Consider the following 23,733-nt stretch of genomic DNA (forward strand, 5'->3'; position numbering starts at 1 on the left):
TAAAGCTTTGGTGGTATCTTATAAACTGTGTAAAGGTGTTTTTTACTCAATACATTTTAACTTATCTATAAAAAACTCTTTGTAATCTATAAAATTAATTTCTTTATACCCTTGGGTACCTCTAAGCACAATAGATTTTATTGGCGAACTTTTTAAAATTTCAATTTGTGTATTAGTTAATCTGGCTTTAAAAAGAAAAGTGTCGCCACATTCAATATCCCAAGAGTGGTAAAAGGCTATGGTTCGATTGTTTTCTAGAGTTACTTTTACACTAGATCTTTGGTTTGGTAAATATGAAGCACAACCTAAATCGCCTGTATAGTTAAAAAATACATTTTCTTTTCTGCTTTGTTTATATAGCTCTACAGTTAAGTTATTGCTTAAACTATAAGGTTCTGTTCTTATAGTAGTTATATTATAGAATCGGTCGTATTCGTTAATTTGATAATGGCATGAATCTCTAAACTTTTTTCTTTCTAGCAGAGCTTCTTTCTTTTTTTCTTCTTCAGCATTAACTGTCAAGGTTTTATTTTCTTGAGCTATAACTTTGTTTTTTCTTAAATCTTCAAGCGCTTTTCTTTCTTGTTCTATAATTTTCGCAATCGAATCGTTCTGTCTTTTTAATTCTTGCAGTTGTTTTGCTTCTTGTTCTCTTACTTTTACAATCGAATCATAGCGTTGTTTCTCTAGGAGTAGTTTTTGTTGTTCGGCTTTTAGCGCGTTATTCGTTCTATTTTTTGCTAAGGCTTCTTTATTTGCTTTTACAACAGAGTCATTTCTTTTTTTAAGCAATTCTAAAGCTTTCTCCTGAGCTAATGCTGCTAATTTAATAGAATCGTTAATACGTTTTTCTTCTAAAAGTCTATTTTGCTCTTTAACAGCCTGAGCCAAAGAGTCTTTTTTTCTTTGTGCAATACGTTGAGTTTTTAAAGCCTGTTCTGCTTTAGCAATCGAATCGTTTCGTTTTTTTAGTTCTAGTTTTTTTCTAGCTTCTTTTTTAGCATTGACAATAGAATCGTTAATGCGTTTTTCTTCTAAAAGTCTATTTTGCTCTTTAACAGCCCGAGCCAAGGAGTCTTTTTTTCTTTGTGCAATACGTTGAGTTTTTAAAGCCTGTTCTGCTTTAGCAATCGAATCGTTTCGTTTTTTTAGTTCTAATTTTTTTCTAGCTTCTTTTTTAGCATTGGCAATAGAATCGTTAATGCGTTTTTCTTCTAAAAGTCTATTTTGCTCTTTAACAGCCTGAGCCAAGGAGTCTTTTTTTCTTTGTGCAATACGTTGAATTTTTAAAGCCTGTTCTGCTTTAGCAATCGAATCGTTTCGTTTTTTTAGTTCTAGTTTTTTTCTAGCTTCTTTTTTAGCATTGGCAATAGAATCGTTAATGCGTTTTTCTTCTAAAAGTCTATTTTGTTCTTTAACGGCCTGTGCAATAGAGTCTTTTTTTGCTTGTTCAATACGTTGTAATCTTTGAGTTTCTTTAGCTTTAGCAATCGAGTCGTTTCGTTTTATTTCTAAAAGTTTTCTTTGTGCCTCGGCTTCAATTTTTGCTATAGAATCTAATCGCTTCTTTTCAATAAGGTCAAATTTTTCTTGTGCTTTTCTGGCAATTGCTTCAGCTTTTTCTTGTCTTAGTTTTCTGGCCTGAATTGCTTTTTCGCGTTGTTTTTCTTCATGATCAAAATAAAGATCCATCATTTGTTCATTAACAAATAAGTATTGATCGTTAACATAGCCAACTATATCTTTAAGTTTAACTTTATAAGTATAGTTGCCTAAATAGGCTGTTACAATACATTTTTGGTTTTCTTTAAATTCTGCTATAGGTTCAGATGTTTTTTTTTCTGTTGGATATAAATTTCCATCCTGAGAGAATTTTGCAGAAATATTAGCTTCTTGCGAAATTAGTTGTAAGGTGAAGCTTAAAAATATTAATAATGGATAAATATGTTTAACCATAGGTTTTAGATTTGAGGGGCTTTTGTATTTTAATGTTGTAAATGTAATATATGAAAAAATTAAATTACAAAAATTAAGCCGAAATGCTAATTTTACCTATTAACCTAATGCGTTTTTAGTTATAAACCATCTCCAGCCTATAATTGCCATTTGCAGTTTAGTGGCTTTAGATAAATCTAATCGTTTTTTTGAATAACTTGGTAAAATAACTTTGTTAACCTTAGCTAAAAATTTGAAAACTTGCTTTTTCACTTTAAAAATTTATTTGATTACAAAAATATAAAACTTATTCTAGACTAAGTTTTATATGTTTTTTTGTTTATAAAAGTGATAATATAAAAAGTATTATATCAATTATAAGTTTAGCAAGTGCAATCATATTTTTTTGGTTTTAAAAGTTAGTAAATGTGGTTAATTATCTTAATGTTTTTTGAAGATATGTATTTACTAATATGCTTACCAAATAGTTTTGTTTAAATCTGTGATTTTGAATGCTAATTTGTAAGTGTAATTATAAAATTGATTTCGATGTGTTTGTGACTTGTTTTAAATAAGTGTTATATTTATGCTTAAAAGGTTATTTTTGTTTTAATTTGTAATAATTATAGAGGGTTTTTCTTGTTGTTTTTATAACTCTAGGGGCTTTTTATGTTCTTTATTCGTTTTTTTGTGTTTTCTATCTGTTTTATTCTATTTGCTATAAAAAAAAGACACTTACTTAAAAGTGTCTTTCTTGTACTAGATTTATTTTTTCTTATTCGTTTTTGGTAGTTATTTCTACAACACCATCTTTAGCAGCTTCGCCATGTTTTTTAATTGCGGCTTCGCCTTTGTACACATTCATGCTTTTTATGTTATTTTTATTTAAGGTTTTAATGTCTTTTTTCGTTGCTATTTTACCGTTTATAAAATACAAAGGTTCTTTGTTGCTATCTGTTTTTATAATAAACTCGTTTTTGTTATCTCCGTTTTTGTTTGTTTTTATTTTAAAAACTTTTTCTGGAGCGTCCGATTTTATAATCGTAATGTCTTCGGTTGTGTATGTATCATCTTCATCATCAACTACAATTTCTATAATGCCATTTTCGTCATCACTTTTTATAACTTCAACAGTTTTAATTATTTTATGCTTCTTATCATTGTTTGTAGTAAAGTGTATGGAATCTCCGTTAACTTCATAAATGGTATTGTCTTCATCATCAGAAATAAATATGGCGCTTTTATTATTTAATGATTTTTTTATCTCATGTACTACTATATCGTCGTTTTTATCTTTTATTACATAAGTAATGTTATTGTTTTTTACGTTTGCATTTCCTATTGAAATGTTTTTACCACCCTTTTCAAAAGCTATTTTTATTGGGCTTATGGCTTCATCAGAATTTAAATTGAAGCTTGCATTAGAATTTTTAGCATGGGCTTCAATTTTAATGGATGTAATATTTCCATCGGCATTTCGTTTAATTCCTTTTATTTTTAAAGTTACTCCGTTTTGTTTTAATTTTTCTTTTAGGTTTTCAAATTCGGTATTGGTTGTTTTTTTTGTAATTATAAAAGCTTTAATATCTTTTTTGGCAATAGTATTTTTATTACCGGTTTTAGTGTTTGTGCTAGACTCTAAGCTAATGTTTGGTACTATGTTATTTATCGGGTTTGTTTTTTCTACATAAACTTTTTTGGTATTAAAGCTCATTAAAAATATAGCCAATACAGGTATGGCAAGGGCATATTTAATTAGATTAATTTTTTTTGATTTTGTTTTTTGTAACATAACGATTCGTTTTTTGATTAATGAATTATAAAAATTGTTGCTTAATGCCAATTGATGAGTTGGCACACTCGTTTTAAGTAAAGTGTATTGATAGGTTTTTTTGCAAACCATGCTGTTTAATGTATCGCGGTCTGCTAGAAACTCTAAGTTTTGTTTTAAGTTTTTGTTGTATAGCCACATAAACGGATTAAACCATAGCGCTATGCATGCTAATTGTGTTATTAAAATATCTATAGTATGATATTGTTTTGCGTGCGTTTTTTCGTGAGCAATTATTTGTTGTAGTTCTGCTTTGTTAAAATGTTTGGGGTTGTAAACAATCCATTTAAAAAATGAAAATGGCGAAATGTTTTTCTGTGTTTCAATAAAAGTATATTTACCTCGTTTTATTTTTTTATTCTCAAATAATATAATACCTAATGATGCGAGTTGAAAGCAAAACTTAAAAACAAAAAATAAAACCCCTAAGCTATATATTAATAACAATATATCTTTAAGTTCTAAGTTTGAGTTATTTTGTGTTGTTATAGCATTTTTAAATGTTAAATTACTGGTGTTAATAGGTGTGTATTCTATATAAATAGGTATAACAATTACTGGAAGTATTACAGCTGCTAATATGCCAACTAATAAAAACCATCTGTTGTGAGAAAAAAAGGTGTCACGGTGTAATAGTAAATTGTATAGCCCATAAAAAATAATAATAATAGCGCTAGATTTAAGTAAGTATTCCATAACTATTCATTTTTTTCAATAAGTTTAATAATCTCTTTAAGCTCATCGACGCTTATTTTTTCTTCTTTTGCAAAAAACGAAACTACATTTTTGTAAGAGTTGTTAAAGTAGTTGTTTATGGCTAGATTCATAAACCCTTTTCTGTATTCTTCTTTTTTAATAATAGGGTAGTACTGGTGCGTTTTTCCGTACGCATTATATGCTACATAGCCTTTGTCTTCTAAATTTCTTATTATTGTGGAAAGTGTATTATAGTGAGGTTTATCGTTTTTTATTTGTGCAAGTACATCTTTTACAAAAGCTTTTTCAAGTTTCCATAAAATATGCATAATCTCTTCTTCTTTATTTGTTAGTTTTTCCATTTAATTGGTTCTTGTAGCTTTTAATGTCTTAAGGTTTTTTACCTAATACAAACGTATAACTATTTTTATAGTTACACAACTAAATAAATAGTTATTTAACTAAATTTTAAGTTTTCAAAAAAACTTTTCACTTTTAGTATTTCACTTTTTAGTTTCAATTATCTTCGCAAAAAAAATGTTTTATGAGTATTGTTTGGGTTATTTTAGGTTTCATTTTGTTAGTGATAGGAGGTGAGTTTTTGGTGCGTTCGTCTGTAGCCTTATCATTTAAGTTTAATATTTCTAAAATGGTAATAGGCATGACTGTGGTATCGTTTGCTACATCGGCACCCGAATTATTGGTAAGCTTACAAGCGGCACTATCAGGATCGCCAGCAATAGCCATTAATAATGTTGTGGGTTCTAATATTGCTAATATAGCTTTGGTATTAGGTGTTACGGCCATGGTTGGCGCAATTGCAGTTGATAAATCGTTTTATAAACTTAATTGGCCGGTTATGATGGTGTTTTCTATAGTTTTATATTTCTTTTTAAAGAATGATCATGTTTTAACGGCAATAGAAGGAGCGGTACTATTTATTGGTTTAGTAATATTTTTATTGGTGTTAATAAAGAATGCGAAGCAAGATGTTGAGGTTGAAGATGTTGATGATGCATTATCTACAGTCTCAAATTTTAAAATAGGACTTTGGTTATTAATAGGGGCAGCATCGTTATATTTTGGTAGCGAGTGGTTGGTTGATGGATCTAAAGAAATAGCACGGGCAGTTGGTGTTAGTGAAGCTGTAATAGGAGTGTCTTTAATTGCTATAGGGACTAGTGTACCAGAATTAGCCGCATCGGTTATTGCAGCGGCAAAGCAAGAAAAAGCCATTTCGTTAGGCAACTTAATAGGCTCTAACATATTTAATATAGCTTCGGTTTTGGGTTTAACAGCCTTGGTAAAGCCAATACCTGTAACCGAGCCGCAAATTTTATCGAGCGATATTTTTTGGATGCTTGGTTTCTCGGCTGTTTTAATACCTTTAGTTTTTCTTCCAAAGCGTTTGCAAATTAGTAGAATGAAAGGATTCTTTTTAGTAATTTGTTATGGTGTGTTTATGTTTTTGGTATTTGCAAAGGATAAGTTTTAATTTGTTGTTATTAGAAAAATACAATAAAAAAACGCTAACATTTTTTATGTTAGCGTTTTTATTTTATGAACAAACTGATACTAAAATAATTATATTTTAGCCGATTTAACAGTCTTAATAATTCTTCCTGCAATTTTATAAGGATCTCCGTTAGATGCTGGACGTCTATCCTCTAACCAGCCTTTCCAACCTTTTTCTACAGTAATAATAGGAATACGGATTGATGCACCTCTATCAGAAACACCATAAGAGAAATCTGTAATAGCAGCAGTTTCATGATCACCAGTTAAACGTTGGTCGTTAAACTCTCCGTAAACTTCAATATGTTCTTTAACAACTGGACGGAAAGCTTCGCAAATTGTTTCGTAAGTTTCCTTAGATCCGCAAGTTCTTAATGTTGTGTTAGAAAAGTTTGCGTGCATACCAGAACCATTCCAATCCATATCTTTACCTAATGGTTTTGGGTGGTACTCAATATAGTAACCATACTTTTCTGTTAAGCGGTCTAGTAAATATCTCGCTACCCATATTTCATCGCCTGCTTTTTTAGCACCTTTAGCAAATAATTGGAATTCCCATTGTCCAGAAGCAACTTCTTGGTTAATACCTTCAAAGTTTAATCCAGCATCAATACATAAATCTGCATGTTCTTCAACTAAATCTCTACCATGTGTGTTTTTTCCACCAACAGAGCAGTAGTACATACCTTGTGGCGCAGGGTATCCTCCAACTGGGAATCCTAATGGTAATTGCGTTTTAGTATCCATAATGAAGTACTCTTGCTCAAAACCAAACCAAAAATCATTATCATCATCATCAATAGTAGCTCTACCATTAGAAACGTGTGGTGTTCCGTCGGCATTTAATACTTCAGTCATAACTAAATATCCGTTAATTCTATCTGGATCTGGGTAAATAGCTACAGGTTTTAATAAACAGTCTGAAGATCCTCCTTCTGCTTGTCTTGTTGAAGATCCATCAAATGACCAATTTCCTAACTCTTCTAAAGTCCCTTTAAAGTTTTCATGTTCTTCTACCTTAGTCTTGCTTCTCAAGTTTTGAGTTGGGTAGTACCCATCTAACCAAAGATATTCTAATTTAATTTTTGCCATAATGAATATTTTATATAATTGAAATATTGATAATAATGTTACAAATATATATTTTTATATTTTTACTTTAAATTTATAGGGGGTGTTTTAGTAAATAAGCATGTTATTTTTATTTATACCCTAGTTTTTTAAGGTATATTTTAAAAAAAGATGATTTTTTTGTGAAAAAACTGAAAAAAGCATAAAAGAGGTGGTTAATTTTAAGGATATATTACAAAACCTCATTATTTTTGCCTTAATATTAATTATCAAATATTTCAAAATAAGATGTCTACATTAAGATTTCATGCCATAAAAGAATCGCTTAAATATAAACCTGTTTTAGTTGAAGAAAATCAGCGACGATCAGATTTATTTGGTAAAAATGTTTTTAATGAAAGCACCATGCGTCATTATTTAACCAAAGATGCCTTTGTAGGAGTAACAAATGCTATTCAATTTGGAAAAAAAATAGATAGAAGCATTGCAGATCAGGTAGCATCATCAATGAAAGATTGGGCCTTGTCAAAAGGCGTTACACATTATACGCATTGGTTTCAGCCATTAACAGGAACTACAGCCGAAAAGCATGATGCATTTTTTGAAACTGTTGAAGGAGGTTTGGCTATCGAAAAATTTGATGGAAATCAATTGGTACAACAAGAGCCAGATGCATCTAGTTTTCCAAATGGAGGCATCAGAAATACTTTCGAAGCTAGAGGATATACTGCCTGGGATCCTACCTCGCCAGCATTTATATACGGTACAACACTTTGTATACCAACTATATTTGTAGCGTATACTGGCGAAGCTTTAGATTATAAAACACCACTTTTAAGAGCGTTAAATGCGGTTGATAATGCTGCAACAGCAATTTGTAAATATTTTGATAAAAATGTAAAAAAAGTAACCTCTTCTCTTGGTTGGGAGCAAGAGTATTTTTTGGTTGATAAAATGATGGCTGCAAGTAGGCCAGATATAGCATTAACAGGACGAACACTATTGGGGCACTCGGCAGCAAAAGGCCAGCAGTTAGACGATCATTATTTTGGAGCCATTCCTAACAGAGCATTAAATTTTATGCGCGAATTAGAAACCGAATGTATGTTATTGGGTATCCCTGTAAAAACTAGGCATAATGAGGTTGCACCTAACCAATTTGAGTTAGCTCCAATTTATGAAGAAGCTAATTTAGCTGTAGATCATAACGCACTATTAATGGATGTTATGGGGCGTATTGCAGCAAAGCATAATTTTAAAGTATTGCTACATGAAAAACCATTTGCAGGCGTAAATGGTTCTGGAAAACACAACAACTGGTCGCTATCTACAGATACTGGTGTTAATTTATTATCACCAGGAAAAACACCAATGAGTAATCTGCAATTTTTAACCTTTTTTATAAATACAATAAAAGCGGTACATAAGCATGAAGCGTTATTAAGAGCCGCTATAGCATCAGCAAGTAACGATCACAGATTAGGAGCAAACGAGGCGCCTCCAGCAATTATATCGGTATTTATTGGCGAGCAGTTAACTAAGGTTTTAGAAGAGTTAGAAGGGGTAACAAAAGGAAAACTATCACCAAAAGAAAAAACCGAATTAAAACTAAATGTTGTAGGTAAAATACCCGATGTTTTATTAGATAATACCGATAGAAACAGAACATCTCCTTTTGCATTTACAGGAAATAAATTTGAATTTAGAGCCGTAGGTTCCTTAGCAAATTGTGGTAACCCAATGACGGTTTTAAACACCATAGTAGCCAAACAGTTAAAAGACTTTAAAGTAGAAGTTGATGCCTTAATAAATAAAAAAGACTTAAAGAAAGACGAAGCTGTTTTTAACGTACTAAGAGAATACATAAAAGAATCTCGAGCCATTCTATTTGAAGGTAATGGTTACGGAGCCGAATGGGAAAAAGAAGCAAAAAAACGTGGGTTAAGTAATAACAAAACAACACCAGAAGCATTAAAAGCCAGAGTGTCTAAAGACACCATTGCATTGTTTGAAGAAATGCATGTAATGAGTAAAATTGAAACCGAGGCACGTTACGAAATCGAGCTTGAAGCATACATTATGCATATTCAAATAGAAAGCCGTGTTTTGGGCGATATTGCACGTAATCATATCGTACCAACTGCCGTAAAGTACCAAAATATATTAGTAGAAAATGTACGCGGATTAAAAGAAATTTTCGAAGAAAAATACAATAGCGTATCTAAAGAGCAAATTAATTTAATTGAAGATATTTCAAATCATATAGAAGGCATAAATGCCAATGTAACTAAAATGATTGAGGCAAGAAAATTGGCCAACGAAATTAAAGATATTGAAAAAAAGGCGCTAGCATATTGTAATAAAGTAAAACCGCTATTTGATGATATTCGTTACCATTGCGATAAATTAGAATTGCTGGTGGACGACGAAATTTGGCCGCTAACCAAGTACAGAGAAATGTTGTTTACAAGATAGATTTTTACATGGGCGTTACCACAAGGGTCGGGCTTTACGCTATATCTTTTTGCTAAAAGTCTTGTGTTTATTTTTAAAGTTTAAATAATAACCTAATATCTAGTTTAAAAAAGGGTGTAGTTAAAAACTTTGCAAAAAGGATGCCGCTACAATCCCTAACGCAAGTGTTTGCTAGCTAAGTTTTAACAGTTAAATACTTTTATTTCTTTTAAAATTTAATAGAGCAAAAATAAGCCCAAATAACAAACAAAATTTGTAACGGAATTCGAAACCACAAATAAGCAAGACCATTACCATTAAACGTTTCTTTTTGGTAGTTTATATTATTTATAGAAGCATAAATATTTGCAGGTAGCATAAGTAAAAGGAAAATAATAAGTGCCCATCCAGATATAACTTTTAATTTAGGAGTTAAAAGACCTATAGCCAGTAAAATTTCAAAAATTCCTGTTAGGTAAACAACGTTTTCTTTAAAAGGTATAAACTTAGGTATCATCATAGTCATGCCTTTTGTGTATATAAAATGCCCAATAGCTGTAAATATAAGCATTATAGACATTGCAATTCTGGCAGATAACGCAAAGCTAAACTCCTTTTTTATAAATTTAATTACAAAAAGCGATAAAATAAACGTAGATAAAAGTATAATTAAAGGTTTCATATTTTTATAAAAATTAGTAAAATACAAAGGTTAAAAAACAATAAGCAAAAAAAATGAACCCAAGTTAATTAATGCGCTTTCTTATTCTACTTAAAGCCTGCGGCGTAATGCCAATATACGAAGCGATGTATTTTAAAGGTATTTGTTGTAATAATTTTGGCCTATTTAAGAATAGGTCTAAATACCGTTCTTCAGCCGTTTTATTTAGTAAAGAAATTTCTCTTTTAGATTTTATTAAAAACATCTTTTCGGCCATTTTTCTTCCAATAATATTTCCGTTTTGTGTGTTTTTATAAACATCTTGCAAATCGTTATTAGAAATTTTCCACAAGGTGGTTTCAGTTAACGTTTCAATTTGGTATTCAGAAGGACTTTGTGTTAAAAAAGAATCATAGGCAGTAACAAATTCATTTTCAAATAAAAAACCAAACGTTAAATCTGATGCTTCTCGAGGAATATAAAGTCTAACTATGCCTTTCGAAATAAATGATAAATAATTTTCAATCTTACCAACCTCTAGTATTGTAGTGTTTTTTTTAAGCTTTACTTTTTTTAGTTTAGAGGCAAATAATTCCCAGTCAGAATCGTTCATTGGAGAAATATTGTCAATAAACTTTCTAATATTGTTCATGTAATGGTGTTTTCTTATAATTTATTTAGTGTTAAAATGGTATTATACATTTTTTTAAAATTCTAAACATTCCCAAAGTCGTCATAATACGTATAATCTCCAATAATGATGTTTAGGGTTTTGACGATGTTTTTGTTATACCTTTTCATTAGTTATCTTTAACTTTTGTATTGTTGTTTGTAAATTTGTTTGTTGGTTTTGAGTGTTATTTCTTTACGTGTTAAGTAACTAATTTAGTAAATAAAATCGAATAGAATATTCTGCGGGATTATTAGTAAGTATATTAGAACTAGGTAACTAATTATAAAAATTTAAGGTTATTGTCAATTATTTTTACGGATGTTAATTGAAAGTGTAAAAGAGAGGGCAAAGATTAGTATACTTTATGAAGCTTAAGGCTTAAAAAAATACGGGTAACTTCCTCTCTTTTTTTTACTTAAATAAGGCTCGGTTCTGAGAGACGTTTTGGGGCAAAACTTCCCTTTACCTACTGGACGAATAAAAGTTGAGTGTCTTGATTTTATTTTTTTAGGTTAAATATTAGTTTTCTTCTATCAATTTCATAATCATTTTTCTTCCTTCTAAATCAAGTTCTTGTTTTATAAGTTTTCTGGTTAGTATATCAATATAATATGTCATTAAAGCATTATTATTTGAAATATCATCTGTAGTTTCAACTTTCCATACCTGTTTTAATTTTCCGTTATATTTTATAGCTATTTTTTCTGTACTTTTTATTGTTGCTGAAATTACACCAACACTTGATTTTGGATTATAGTCAAAAATTGAGATAGTTTTTGAGTAACCATTTTTTAGAGGAAGAAACCTTAATAGTTGTGGGTAAAAATTACTATCAAAAAAAGGCTTATTAGTGTATTCTAATATTTTAGTTTTGGTATTGGTTTGTTTATCTAAATAATACCCAGTTATTTTATCATCAAATTTTAAAACCATGTCTCTTTGTTGATTGCATGAAGAATGATAAATAGGCTTAAAATTTTTTGCATTAACTATAGTGCTATCTACCCATTTATTAGGTGATTGTTTCATAACTACAGTCGTTGTAATAATAACTCTGCTTTTATTTTTTTTAACATCTGTATAGATATCTCCGATTTTAATTTTGGTTGAATCCCTTACTATAAACCAAGACATTTTTGAAGTTTCAGGTTTAAGCAAATGTGTGTTAGCAGGATTATTTTGAGGACTTAATGATTGGTTTTGACTGTTTGTTTGTATAGAAAATCCAAGAGTGAATAGTAAAAGGTAAATTGTTTTTTTCATTTTATATAATTGATTTTTAACTCCAAACTCCAGTACTTGCAGTTTGTTTAGCAAAGGTTTTAAAATCTGTAGCTGGTTTTCCTAATACTTTAACAATGTCGTTAGATATTGTTTGGTTATCTGGGTTGCCTAATACTTCTTTAAATAAATAACCAAAAAGCCAAACATAAGCATCTGGTAACCCTGCTTTGTGCATACCATTCTTAAATTCTTCAATAGAAATAGGTGTAAATTGAATTGGCTTATTAATGGCTTTAGCAATAATTTCAACAACTTCTTTAAAAGTTCTTTTTTCAGGCCCCGTAACGGTTATGGTTTGTCCGTTATAAGAGTCATCTAGCAGTACTTTTGAGACTACATCTGCTATGTCATTTACATCTACAAATGGAATTTTAGCATCTGGCATTGGTAAAGCAACCGTGCCATTTAGTATAAACTCTAAAAATGCCCCTTCACTAAAGTTTTGATTAAACCAAGAGGCTCTAACTAGTGTGTAGTTTAATCCAGAGTTTGCTACAATATCCTCACAAGCCTCGGCTTCAGTTTCTCCTTTACCAGAAAGCAATACTACTTTTTTTAAACCAGCCTTTAAGGCTTTTTTAGTAAGTTTAGTAATTGCATCTCTAGAGCCTGGAACAGCTAAATCGGGGTAATATACAATATACGCTCTATCTATATCTTTTAAAGCCAAAGTATATGTTTCTGGGTTTTCCCAATCAAATACCGGGGTTGTCTTTCTACCAACAACTCTTACATTGTGTCCAGATTGTGTTAAATTTTCTGCTACTCGGCGACCGGTTTTTCCAGTTCCTCCAATAACTAAAATGTTTTCTGATTTCATGTTCTATAATTTTAAAGTTTTTTAATTACTATGTTTTTATTTGTTGTATATAAGCCCTATTAATAATAAAGCAAAGGATGCGAAAGAGGCTACGGTTCGTTGTATGTGCCAACGGTTCCAAGGGTGTTCAAATTTAGTTCTAAGTTCTTTGAGCTCGACTACCGAAAGGTTTTCTAAAGCCGTTTTATCTAGTAGCTCATTTAGCGGTACGTTTTTAAATATTGTAATAAGGCCAATCCCCAAGAAAAATAAAATTGCAGCCATAGTAAATGACCAGAATGTTGTTGGGTGTGCATTACGATGTAAATAGGTATTTATGAATAAGAGTATTACTGGTCCTAAGAATACAACAAGAAAACTAGGGTTGATGATGGCACGATTTATAGCCTGAAATGAATGTAAGAACTCAAAATCACTCAATCTACCAATACCCGGTGTTATGGCATTGGACCACGTAAAACACAAACCTGCCGTTAACCCAGTAAATAAGATGCTTAGCAGCAATACGATAATTTTAATGTTTATTTCCATTTTTATTGTTTTTTATTTTGGTTAATGCAGTAGTAAAGAATTTTTATTGTTGCGTTTTTTATTGGTTTATTACAATACAAAACTTACAATGATTGTTATTATTAGTTTTACTAAGAATATCATAGCGCTACTTTTTTTAGTCTATACGTGCCGTAGTTTAGTACGATTAAATAGAACATAACTATAATGATATAAAACATTGGATCGCTAAAAAAAACAGAATAACCACCTCCTGTAGGTATAATGAATACAGGTATTGTAATTATGATATCCAATAAAGTGACAATAAGAATAAAGGTTAGTGCTAATGCACTTGGTTTCATTTGTCCTTTTTGATAAAACAAATGCGTTCCTAAACAAGCACTTGGAATAATTGCTAATACAAGTGCTATGTTAGACTGTAGTTCTAAGTTTTCGATTATTGGAAAATTAAAAGAAAGCAAATAAATGCTAACCATTAAAACCCATACTAAAGTGCCGAAAACAAAACTAAATATTCTGTCGGTTGTCATAATCTTTGTTTTTAAATTATGACACAAATTTATAATCACTCCTAATCAGGTATTTATTCTAAAAGAAGTATGATTTGTTCGAAAAGTGCAAGAGTCCATTAATAAGATATTCAAGTTTTTAATTACTTGATTTCATAGAAGCTAATTTCTTTTAGTTTCTTATTACTTTAAATAAATATGCTTATTTAATTTGACTAGGTCGATAGCCAAATTTTTTTGCAAAAGCATTAGAAAAGGAACTTAGGCTTTCATAGCCAACTTGCCATGCGGCTTCTTGTACTGTGGCTTCTCTTTCGCGAATAAGTTTATGCGCCGAAGTAAGCCTTTCATTTTGAAGATATTTAAAGACGGGTACTCCAAAAATAGCTTTAAACTCTTTTTTAAGTCTGGTAGTATTAAAACCAATGGCCTTAGAAAGTTCAGAAAGAGAAGGTGGATTATCCAAATTTTCTAATAATATATCTTTTGCCTTATTTAATTGTTTTCTGTGTTGTGGTTTTGAAGCTTCCCCTTGTTTTATAGCAAGTTGGCCAAAAAAGTGAGATAATAAAGCAGTTATTTGACTTCTGAAGAACATCATTTTTGTCTTCCCAGAATAATTATTTAAGAAAAAAGCATCTAAAATATTTTCCATTTCTGGTGTCATATAGAAACTTGGTCCGTTTACATAACTATCTTTAGGGTTTACCAGTTCTTGTAATAAGTCAGAAAACAACTCTCCTTCTTGATTTGGTAACTGTTCTAGGTTTTTTAGTTTAGTAGCAACAACGATACATTTTAGATTCTTATTTGGGCTTACTATATGCTCAAACTCTACTTGTTCGTCAGCATAAAAAGAGAGAGAGAGCCCTTTAGTGTATTGAAAGTCTTTTTGATTTTGACCATATTTTACAGTTAAGTCTACATTTCCAGAACCATAAAAAGCAACACCTATTATGGGGTCATCAAAACGACACGAATCAACTTCTACTTTGGTAGAATTGGCTTCTTCTACCAAAATTATAAAGTCATTCATATGTATAAAATCACGTGTCATCGACAATCGTATATTAAAAAAAATAAAGTTAAAGAAAATATGTGAAATTTACTGTAAAGTCTATATTGTTATATGAGTCAACTTAAAATTCGGAGTTTTAATCACTATAATATTACTTTGAAGTTTTTATCTGTAACAAGTAGAGTCATACAAGCAATACAACAATATAATGATGTATAAAAGTATTCATAGTCATTATGCGCAAAATGAGTTGTCAATGCGCCAATTGCGAATGGCAATAACCATAAAGTTGATAGGTTTTTAGCTTTATGCATCCAAAACCCAATAACCAAACCAATGACTCCCAACAGTTCGCCATAACCAATAGATAAAGTCCATGTTTTTCCGAAACCAAAATTGCTCATGTTTTCCATCATACTTTCCTTTTGGAAAACTTTAAAAAGGCTTGCATAACCAAATGCATAGATTAAGTATCCGTATGCTATCCAATGTGAAACTTTTACTAAATTTTTCATAATGTTTAAGATTTAAAATTGTTTATAAAGTGCTTCGGTAATACACACCGAAAGATGTTTGTTTTATAGGGTTAGACCCATATAGGTCAAAGTCTAAACCAATGCCTAATTGATGCCCATTGAATGATAGTCCTGTACGTAATTGCTGAAAACTTCTTGAATGCGTTTTAAACTCGTCCCAAACCGTTAAGAATTGTCCATTTATCCAAAGAGATATCTTGTTGTTGATGGGGGTGTTGTATTGAAATTGAGCAGCAACTTCGGCATAACTAGCATTTTTTTGTTCAGAATGGGCTATGGTAGGAATAATAACAAATAGCAATTGTGAGCTTTTTAGGGTGAACTTTGCTGACAAACGCTCAGAATACCCAGAAAAACTATTGTAATATAAAGATGGTCCAATGGCAATATACTTATTAAGATTCCAAAATAAAGTTGGTTGCACACCTGCTTCATCAAAGACTTGGTTTTGTTCATCTCTAAATTTTTGAAAGAACGCTAGTGTGTTAATGCTGAGGGTTTTACTCTTATTAATGGTATAACTAGAGTATAATGTGAAATCTGTTTTATCAAAACCAGAAAACAGTTCTACTTGAGTAAATTGTGCTTGCAAATAGTTGGCAAACCCAATAGTTAATAACGAAGCTATGAGAATTGTTTTTTTCATGCCTCAAAATTCCAAAAGGAACACATGAAAAAAAATGAACTAGTTTAAGACTTTGGTGTTCTATTGACTTTTGAAATAATTTTACTCATAAACTCTGGCGTAATGCCAATATAAGCTGCTAAGTCTTTTTGGGTAATTCTATTGATAATATGTGGGTATTTCTTTTTGAATTCGATATATCTTTCTTCAGCGGTTAAAGAGATACCAAGGTTAGAACGCCTAATATAGCTTATGAGCGACCTTTGATATAATATGCGATAGAATTTTTCAAATTTGGGTATTTCTTGAAGCAGTAAATCGTAGTTAGCCCTAGAGATGCCTAGTAATTCTGAGTCTTCAGTAGCTTTAATAAAATAATGTGATGGTTGCTTGGTTATAAAACTTGCCATATCGCCTGTCCAATAATCTTCAACCGCAAACATAGAAATATGTGGTGCGCCATCTACATCTAAAGTATATACTTTTAAGCACCCCTTGGTAATGAAGTACTCATACTTTGTAATATCTCCTGCTTGCATTAAAAATGCCTTCTTCTGTACTTTTATTGCTGTAAGCAAAGACATATACTTTTGCTTTTCTAACTCGGTTAAATCGATAAACCTGGCTATGTTTTTGAGTATTAATATGTGTGATCTTTTATGATTCAATTAAGATATTATTTGAATTTATTATATACATCAGTTATTCAAGGTATTTTATTATGTTTTGTAATATTCTTAAATATAATTAGTCGCTAGTTTAAGTACTAAAGTTAGCAAATATAAAAGATAAAAAGCCTGAGAAGATTGGCAATTATTTTGCTAAGAAATCTGTTTATGAATTATATCCATTGTAGCCTGCTGGCTTTTTATTCAGAAAACACCTCTTTGTTGTTAGAAAATGATTTGAATTCTAATGGATTTCCACTAAAGTCAAAAACAAACATTGTCATTTGTTCTCCTACTTTTCCCTTGTATCTTGTTTGTGGTTTAACTACAAAATCAATCTTTTCAGATTCTAATTTCTCTTGAATTCTAATAAAAGTTTTTTTATCCAATAAACACCCGAAATGAGGTATTGGTACGCTTATTCCATCTACTTTTCCACAATAATCTAATTTAGGAAAATCATTACTTACGTGAGCAGATAGTTGATTGTCGAAAAAGTTAAAATCAATCCAAGATTCGGTTGATCTTCCTTCTTTACATTCTAAAATGTCTATATAGAATTTTCGGGTAGATTCAATGTCTTTTACTTTAAAAGCGAAGTGAAATGCACTCATAACATTAATTTTTTTGTTCGGTTTGTAGGTAACTTGTTTGAGCAACTAATTTAGTAAACAAAAATGAGTGTAATGAAATTACGTATGGATTTTTCAAGTAGGCGAGAACTAGCAATTAATTATACATGTTGTTGTGTGTAGTGTTTTTTATAATATTTTTCTCCATTTATAGTTTGCTTTAGTCAGAATCTCTTTAATGATAGCATTAAACTTTTTTAAAGCAATGTCATTCGTTTTAAAGCTTTGTCCGATAATGGATTCGTATTTTTCAATTCCGCTATCCGTGACGAATTCCAATTTAAATTGTCTTGGGTCTTGAAGATCAGAAAATCCGAGTAATTTATTTGGCTAGCTCTTGTCAAAATCGGCAATCAATTCGGTTATTGAATTATAAGAATTACAGTCAATGCTTTTCTTTGAAAGCATTTTGTTTGAGTTTTTAACAAAATCCACAAGCTCTTTTTTTTCAAGTCTAACGGAAGAAATATAGCAGTCCTTTGCGCTTTTTTGTCAATTCAATTTTCAGGTAAGCAAATTCGTTGTTATAAGGATGTTTATATTCTAAAGTAACTTTTTTTATCTCCTGTCCGAAAGAATTCAGAAAGCAGAAAAAGAGCAGAAAATTTAAAATTATATATCTCATTTTCTTGATTTGATACATTACACACAACGTTTAGTATATGAAAAGTAGGCGATTTCGAAGCACAAAACTTTCGGTTAAGCAAGAACTTTGATACGAGCTAAAACCGTTGATATTATTACTGTTTCGCCTATTTTTTATATACATTGTTGTACTGCGTTATTATTGGATTTGCTGGTATTTCCTTCTTCGTTTTTCAAAAGCGATTTCTCCACCTTCAAGGATTTGACAAATTTTTGAATTAATCAATTGATTCTCTAAACTGCCCGAAACATAATTTAATTCTCCGTCTAAATTTGAGGCAACAATTACTTGTTCCGCATCAGCGTTTACAACTAAATTTGCATTATGTGTTACAATAATTACTTGTCTATATTGTTTCAATTCCTTGAATAAGGATATTAAATTCTGCATTATAAACTCATTATCTAAATCATCCTCTGGCTGGTCAAATATGATTGGTTTAGAAAATGCTTCTGTTGCAAGCATCATTTTTAAATAGACCGTTCCTTTTTGACCAACTGAAATTTTATTTAAATCTTTTCCTTTGTATTTAAGAATTGGGAATACTTTTAAATACTGTTTACGTTCAGATTCTTTAAAGAATATATTTTTAAGGGTTTTACTATGAATGTTGTCGCTTTCATAAAAACCTTGATATTTGGTTTTTAGAAAGGCATAAAAGGAATCTAAATTGGTAATCTCAAACGCATTTTTTTGTGCCTCTATATTCCCTTTGATTCTCCATTTTGCACCATCTATGGAATGATAGATTAAGCTGTAAAATTTTTCAATGTCAAAATCTATTTTGACCTCTATTTCAAGGTCTGTTAGTAGATTTTTCATAATAGCTTTTTGAGAAGGATTTAATCTTTCTTTAGAATCTACATCTTTGAATTCATCCCAATTTTTTACCAATTCAGAAACTTGTGATTCATAGTCTGCCTTAATTTTATCAATAAGCGAATTATGTTCTGAGTCTGAAAAGAATATCTTCTTTTTAAGTTTCGTTAATTGTTCGCTTTTTGATTTAGAAACTGCAATCTTCTCGCGTATTTCTGATAGGTTTTTCTGAAATTTATCTATGTCGTTCAGTAATGTTGTTAAGTCACCTTTATAGTCTTTAAATTCTTCTTTTACAGCTGAAATAATAACAGAAATATTTTCAACCTCTTTTTGTAATTCAGCCTTCCAAGCAACTATTTCATCAAATTGTTTCTTTAAAGTATTTAATTCAATTAGTGAGATTTTCGAGGCCTCACCGTTAATCCTACTGATTTCTTGATTCAGTTCCTCAATTGAATTATTTAGGCTTATCTCTAATTCATTTAATTCTTTTAGTTTAGAGTTTAAATTGTTTCTGTTCCTAAGGTTTTCAGAGTATTTTTCTAATTTATCTTTATTTTCACTTGTTGTAATATTGCTTATAAAATCATTAATCGCTTTTTCTTGACTTTCTAAATACTCGATTGAATTGATTAGATTACCTTCTTCATCTTTTGCACCAAAAAACCGATTCAATTCGTGGAAATTTTGTAACGCATCTAATATTTGTTTATCAAGTTCCTTGTCAAATTCTGGTTCTTTTAGTTGCGCAAGTTTTCTTATAGAATTAGCAAGTTGAAATTGTTTGTCCTTTTTCTCTACTAAAGTTTTTAAACGCCCTTGATTTATATAAATAAACTCTACTGCTTTTTTGTCTTCGGTTAGGTCAAAATTTATTATGTCATCTTCTGACTGGTTGGATTTATGGTATGATAAATTTACTTCTCCATTTTTATTAAAAACTCCTTCCTTTGAATGTTCTTGACCTATGAAGCTACTGGCTACATAATCCGTAAGCATACTTTTACCTTCTCCACGACCACCAATTATAGTAACTAAGTTTTGATTTAATGGAATGCCTTCATTTTGTAAAAAGTTTAAATCATCTTCGTCTTGAAAGACACTCAAATTACTTTTAAACTTAATGTTAGAAATGTAAGGTTTGTCAAATTCAAGAATTGGATTTTTATCAGAAATTTTGATTCTTTCCTCTGGTTCATAAAGAATTTGTATTAATCCGTCAAAAGTTGGGTCAGCTTTAATCCAACAATACCTATTATCATCAGGATTGAATATTTTGTCGTTTGAATGAGCGTCACAGCCGTGAAAGCAAGGTTTTAACGACCCACATTTTCGTATTACTGTTTGTTCATCATCAGCACTTTTACCTATAAAATAATTTCTATCTCTTTCGTTTGACGAGAATATTGCATCTGAAAATTGGTATAAACTTTGGCGAGTAGCATCTAATTGTGATTCATTTTTATTAATGAAAAAATCTTCGTGTTTTACAATCCCTGTAACACCATCAGTACTCTTATTGGAAGCTATAATTATTGTGTTCTCTTTTAGTTTTCGGTCATTTTTAAATATTGAATCGAGTGAATCTAATGTAATTACAAATTGCTCGACACCTTTTTTATATGCTGTTTCTTCATCCAATGTTTGATTATTAGAATGGTCTTTCCCAAACCTTATCAGTTCTTGTTTGGTTGCCGAATAACTGCTGTTTGAATTTGTGAACTTGAGTTTTGCTAAAAATCTTGTTTCAATTTCAGAATCTATTTTATTATTAAAAATACAATGTAAGTTGATTGGTGTTGCAGAACCTGTCACAGGCAAAACTCTTAACTCAATATTTGGTAAAACAAGGTCAAATGATTTTGTTATTTTCTCGTCCGTTTGTAATTTTTTAAATTTGAAGTAGTTTTCAATACTGAAATAATCCGTTATTCCAAGTACAGAAATTTCTTTGTTAGAATCATTAATTGAAGTAACATAATTATCCCATTTCTCTTCAAGAGTTGCACCTGTAAACTGGTCGTTCTTTTTCGTTCCTGGTGTGTGGATATGTAAATCCCAAATTCTCCATTCAGAACCTTTAGGGTAATTATTACTCATATGTTCAATTTTTCTTTAATGCAGTACAACACGTTATATAATAACTTTTATTACATATATCCTGTAAATATGTTAGGGTGTAATAGGTGTTTGTTTGTTGTTATTCTGTAAATATAGTTAATTTTCTTACGTAATTAAAGCGTTTTTATATTGGTTTAAAACCCGTTAATAAAACATCTGTCATATTTTAATTAATGCCCATTAATTTTAAAATATTACTTTACTTTTGCAATACAATACAACATTATGAGTCAAGAAGTTTCTAAACGTTATGCGCAACGAGGTGTTTCGGCATCAAAAGAAGATGTACACAATGCTATTAAAAATATAGATAAAGGATTATTCCCAAAAGCATTTTGTAAAATAGTTCCAGATTATTTAACCAATAACGATGATTATTGTTTAATTATGCATGCCGATGGTGCAGGAACAAAATCGTCTTTAGCATATATGTACTGGAAAGAAACTGGCGATATTTCGGTATGGAAAGGTATTGCACAAGATGCCTTAATTATGAATATTGACGATTTACTTTGTGTTGGAGCTACAGATAATATTATGTTATCTTCAACCATAGGACGGAATAAAAACTTAATTCCGGGCGAAGTGCTTTCTGCAATTATTAACGGCACAGAAGAGTTGCTGCAAGATTTAAAATCTTTTGGAGTAACCATACATTCTACAGGTGGCGAAACGGCCGATGTTGGCGATTTGGTAAGAACCATAATTGTAGACTCTACAGTTACAGCCCGAATGAAACGTACCGATGTTATAGATAATGCAAACATTAAAGCTGGCGATGTTATAGTTGGTCTAGAAAGTTTTGGGCAAGCCACTTACGAAAAAGAGTATAATGGCGGCATGGGAAGCAATGGGTTAACGTCTGCGCGTCACGATGTGTTTAATAAATATTTAGCAGAAAAATATCCAGAAAGTTTCGATGCCTCGGTTCCAGAAGCTTTAGTGTATTCGGGCGGCGTTAAACTAACCGACAGTGTTAATAATTCTCCTATCGATGCTGGTAAGTTAGTACTGTCTCCAACACGAACCTACGCACCAATAATTAAAGAAATATTATCGAAATATAATAGCAATACTATACATGGTATGGTGCATTGTTCTGGCGGAGCGCAAACTAAAATTCTTCATTTTGTCGATCAGTTTCATATTGTAAAAGATAATATGTTTCCAATTCCGCCGCTTTTTAAATTAATACAAGAACAATCAAAAACAGATTGGAAAGAAATGTATCAGGTATTTAACTGTGGGCATAGAATGGAGCTTTATGTGTCTGCAGAAATAGCAGAAAATATTATCGAAATTTCTAAGTCATTTAATGTAAATGCTAAAATAATTGGTAGAGTAGAAGCATCAAAAGCCAAAAAACTTACAATAAAATCGGAGTTTGGAGAGTTTAATTATTAATTATTTTTTAATTTCATTAAAACGGAATAGTTTTTGATGTTAAAAATATTTTTAAATTAACCAAACAATTATGAAGTATTTACTGTTATTTTTAGTGTCCCTCTGCTTTCTATTTTCAAATGCTCAGCCCGATTCACTTTTCATAAAAGAAAAAAAAGAAAAATATAAAGGGCCACAATGGAAACAAAAAAATAAAGCCACAGTAGATATAAATCAAGTATCTTTTACCAATTGGAATTCTGGTGGTAGCACGTCTATATCTGGGTTATTAGGGTTGGTATCTTCATTTAATTATAGCGATAAATTTTTTAATTGGAAAAATAACGTATCTGTTCGTTATGGTATAAATAAACAAGAAGCAAGAGAAACTAGAAAAACAGACGATTTGTTCGAGCTTAACTCTAATGTAGGGTATAACCCAGATGGAGAGTCTAATTGGTTTTATTCGGCAAGATTAAATTTTAGAACCCAATTAACTAACGGATATAATTATCCAAATAAAAACGAACCCATTTCAAGATTATTAGCGCCTGGTTATTTGTTTTTTGGAGGCGGAATGGAATACGGTAAAAATATAGATAAGGTATCTTTTTACTTTTCGCCATTAACCTTAAAAGCAACTATTGTTTTAGATGAAGACCTCGCAAACGCAGGCTCTTTTGGGGTTACTCCAGCAGTTTTAGATGACGATGGAAATGTTATTATTCCTGGCGAACAATTTAGAAAAGAAGTAGGAGTTTTAGTTACCAATAGCTATGAAATGGAGCTAATTGAAAATATAAACCTAAAAAATCAAGTAAGTTTATATTCCGATTATGTGAATAATTTTGGTAACCTAGATTTAGATTGGAGAATCGATTTCGATTTTAAAGTAAACTCGTTTGTTAGAGCAACCTTAGGCTCGCATATAAGATACGATGATGATGTGAAAACTCAAGTGCCAACAGAAGTAGAAGGCGAGTTTGACGAAGCAGGAGCCAAAGTGCAATGGAAACAGTTTTTAGGTGTTGGCTTTGCTGTAGATTTTTAATCGTTTAAGTAAACTCTTTTAAAATTATTAAAAAAGGAATACTTAAAATCAAGTCAACAATAAATAATAAAGTAAATAATTTTATTGCAGGTACACCCAATTTTTTATAAAAAAGCAATTTGCGTTTTGCATGTGTTTCGTTAAAAACATGCCATAATAAAAACACTAATAATAGTTTAGAAGCCACAATAAGACTTACATTAAACTTCAAAAAAGAAAATACCATATTAATAATTAAAGACCAGATTATAAAAGGTCTATAAAACAAT

21 protein-coding genes are annotated in these 23,733 nt (G+C 30.6%); 4 read left to right on the forward strand and 17 right to left on the reverse strand.

The window, feature by feature from the left end:
* Positions 1-42: 42 nt before the first annotated feature.
* The 4 genes from ACNG5D_RS04800 to ACNG5D_RS04815 all read right to left on the reverse strand — a co-directional run bounded on the left by ACNG5D_RS04800 (position 43) and on the right by ACNG5D_RS04815 (position 4,824).
* The gene (locus tag ACNG5D_RS04800) at positions 43-1,956 is read right to left on the reverse strand and encodes a hypothetical protein (RefSeq protein WP_418182353.1); all 1,914 of its coding nucleotides are present in this window, start codon (positions 1,954-1,956) and stop codon (positions 43-45) included.
* 99 nt (positions 1,957-2,055) lie between these two features.
* Positions 2,056-2,208, reverse strand: coding sequence for an SsrA-binding protein (locus ACNG5D_RS04805; RefSeq protein WP_418182354.1), 153 nt, complete (start codon positions 2,206-2,208; stop codon positions 2,056-2,058).
* Between the two features lie 502 nt (positions 2,209-2,710).
* Entirely contained in the window at positions 2,711-4,462 is a 1,752-nt protein-coding gene (locus tag ACNG5D_RS04810; RefSeq protein WP_418182355.1) for a M56 family metallopeptidase, read from the reverse strand.
* Between the two features lie 2 nt (positions 4,463-4,464).
* Positions 4,465-4,824 (reverse strand): BlaI/MecI/CopY family transcriptional regulator, encoded by a 360-nt coding sequence (locus ACNG5D_RS04815; RefSeq protein WP_418182356.1) that lies wholly within the window; start codon positions 4,822-4,824, stop codon positions 4,465-4,467.
* Between the two features lie 182 nt (positions 4,825-5,006).
* Here ACNG5D_RS04815 and ACNG5D_RS04820 point away from each other — a divergent pair, with 182 nt between their 5' ends.
* Positions 5,007-5,957 carry a calcium/sodium antiporter gene (locus ACNG5D_RS04820; RefSeq protein ID WP_418182357.1) on the forward strand — a complete coding sequence of 317 codons (951 nt, stop codon included), beginning with the start codon at positions 5,007-5,009 and terminating at the stop codon, positions 5,955-5,957.
* Positions 5,958-6,046: 89 nt separating this feature from the next.
* Here the strand turns inward: ACNG5D_RS04820 and ACNG5D_RS04825 are convergent, their stop codons facing one another.
* The gene (locus ACNG5D_RS04825; RefSeq protein ID WP_418182358.1) at positions 6,047-7,069 is read right to left on the reverse strand and encodes a glutamine synthetase beta-grasp domain-containing protein; all 1,023 of its coding nucleotides are present in this window, start codon (positions 7,067-7,069) and stop codon (positions 6,047-6,049) included.
* A 267-nt stretch (positions 7,070-7,336) separates the two neighbouring features.
* On the opposite strand from ACNG5D_RS04825, the gene ACNG5D_RS04830 reads away from it, so the two are divergent.
* Positions 7,337-9,523 carry a glutamine synthetase III family protein gene (locus ACNG5D_RS04830; RefSeq protein ID WP_418182359.1) on the forward strand — a complete coding sequence of 729 codons (2,187 nt, stop codon included), beginning with the start codon at positions 7,337-7,339 and terminating at the stop codon, positions 9,521-9,523.
* Positions 9,524-9,731: 208 nt separating this feature from the next.
* Here the strand turns inward: ACNG5D_RS04830 and ACNG5D_RS04835 are convergent, their stop codons facing one another.
* From ACNG5D_RS04835 to ACNG5D_RS04890, 12 genes are all read right to left on the reverse strand, one after another.
* Entirely contained in the window at positions 9,732-10,184 is a 453-nt protein-coding gene (locus ACNG5D_RS04835) for a DoxX family protein (protein WP_418182360.1), read from the reverse strand.
* Positions 10,185-10,248: 64 nt separating this feature from the next.
* Positions 10,249-10,815 (reverse strand): Crp/Fnr family transcriptional regulator, encoded by a 567-nt coding sequence (locus ACNG5D_RS04840; protein WP_418182361.1) that lies wholly within the window; start codon positions 10,813-10,815, stop codon positions 10,249-10,251.
* A gap of 540 nt (positions 10,816-11,355) precedes the next feature.
* Positions 11,356-12,099, reverse strand: a complete 744-nt coding sequence (locus tag ACNG5D_RS04845) for a DUF3108 domain-containing protein (RefSeq protein WP_418182362.1) — start codon at positions 12,097-12,099, stop codon at positions 11,356-11,358.
* A 16-nt stretch (positions 12,100-12,115) separates the two neighbouring features.
* A complete protein-coding gene (locus ACNG5D_RS04850; RefSeq protein ID WP_418182363.1) occupies positions 12,116-12,940 on the reverse strand; it encodes an NmrA family NAD(P)-binding protein in 825 nt (274 codons plus the stop codon).
* A 36-nt stretch (positions 12,941-12,976) separates the two neighbouring features.
* Entirely contained in the window at positions 12,977-13,444 is a 468-nt protein-coding gene (locus ACNG5D_RS04855; protein WP_418182364.1) for an anthrone oxygenase family protein, read from the reverse strand.
* A 146-nt stretch (positions 13,445-13,590) separates the two neighbouring features.
* Positions 13,591-13,983: a hypothetical protein gene (locus ACNG5D_RS04860; protein ID WP_418182365.1), complete on the reverse strand. Its 393-nt coding sequence runs from the start codon at positions 13,981-13,983 to the stop codon at positions 13,591-13,593.
* Positions 13,984-14,164: 181 nt separating this feature from the next.
* Positions 14,165-15,019, reverse strand: a complete 855-nt coding sequence (locus ACNG5D_RS04865) for a helix-turn-helix domain-containing protein (protein WP_418182366.1) — start codon at positions 15,017-15,019, stop codon at positions 14,165-14,167.
* Between the two features lie 104 nt (positions 15,020-15,123).
* Positions 15,124-15,495, reverse strand: a complete 372-nt coding sequence (locus tag ACNG5D_RS04870; RefSeq protein ID WP_418182367.1) for a DoxX family protein — start codon at positions 15,493-15,495, stop codon at positions 15,124-15,126.
* Positions 15,496-15,517: 22 nt separating this feature from the next.
* Positions 15,518-16,162 carry a hypothetical protein gene (locus tag ACNG5D_RS04875; protein ID WP_418182368.1) on the reverse strand — a complete coding sequence of 215 codons (645 nt, stop codon included), beginning with the start codon at positions 16,160-16,162 and terminating at the stop codon, positions 15,518-15,520.
* A gap of 44 nt (positions 16,163-16,206) precedes the next feature.
* Positions 16,207-16,809: a Crp/Fnr family transcriptional regulator gene (locus ACNG5D_RS04880; RefSeq protein WP_418182369.1), complete on the reverse strand. Its 603-nt coding sequence runs from the start codon at positions 16,807-16,809 to the stop codon at positions 16,207-16,209.
* Positions 16,810-17,009: 200 nt separating this feature from the next.
* Positions 17,010-17,423, reverse strand: coding sequence for a VOC family protein (locus ACNG5D_RS04885; RefSeq protein ID WP_418182370.1), 414 nt, complete (start codon positions 17,421-17,423; stop codon positions 17,010-17,012).
* Positions 17,424-18,225: 802 nt separating this feature from the next.
* Complete coding sequence (locus ACNG5D_RS04890; protein ID WP_418182371.1) at positions 18,226-21,009, reverse strand: TrlF family AAA-like ATPase; 2,784 nt, start codon at positions 21,007-21,009, stop codon at positions 18,226-18,228.
* A gap of 246 nt (positions 21,010-21,255) precedes the next feature.
* On the opposite strand from ACNG5D_RS04890, the gene ACNG5D_RS04895 reads away from it, so the two are divergent.
* Both ACNG5D_RS04895 and ACNG5D_RS04900 read left to right on the forward strand, forming a co-directional pair.
* A complete protein-coding gene (locus ACNG5D_RS04895) occupies positions 21,256-22,434 on the forward strand; it encodes an AIR synthase related protein (RefSeq protein ID WP_418182372.1) in 1,179 nt (392 codons plus the stop codon).
* A gap of 70 nt (positions 22,435-22,504) precedes the next feature.
* Entirely contained in the window at positions 22,505-23,464 is a 960-nt protein-coding gene (locus ACNG5D_RS04900) for a DUF3078 domain-containing protein (protein WP_418182373.1), read from the forward strand.
* The last annotated feature ends 269 nt before the right edge of the window (positions 23,465-23,733 follow it).

It is taken from the genome of Algibacter ulvanivorans, assembly GCF_048381495.1.
Lineage (GTDB): Bacteria > Bacteroidota > Bacteroidia > Flavobacteriales > Flavobacteriaceae > Algibacter_B > Algibacter_B ulvanivorans.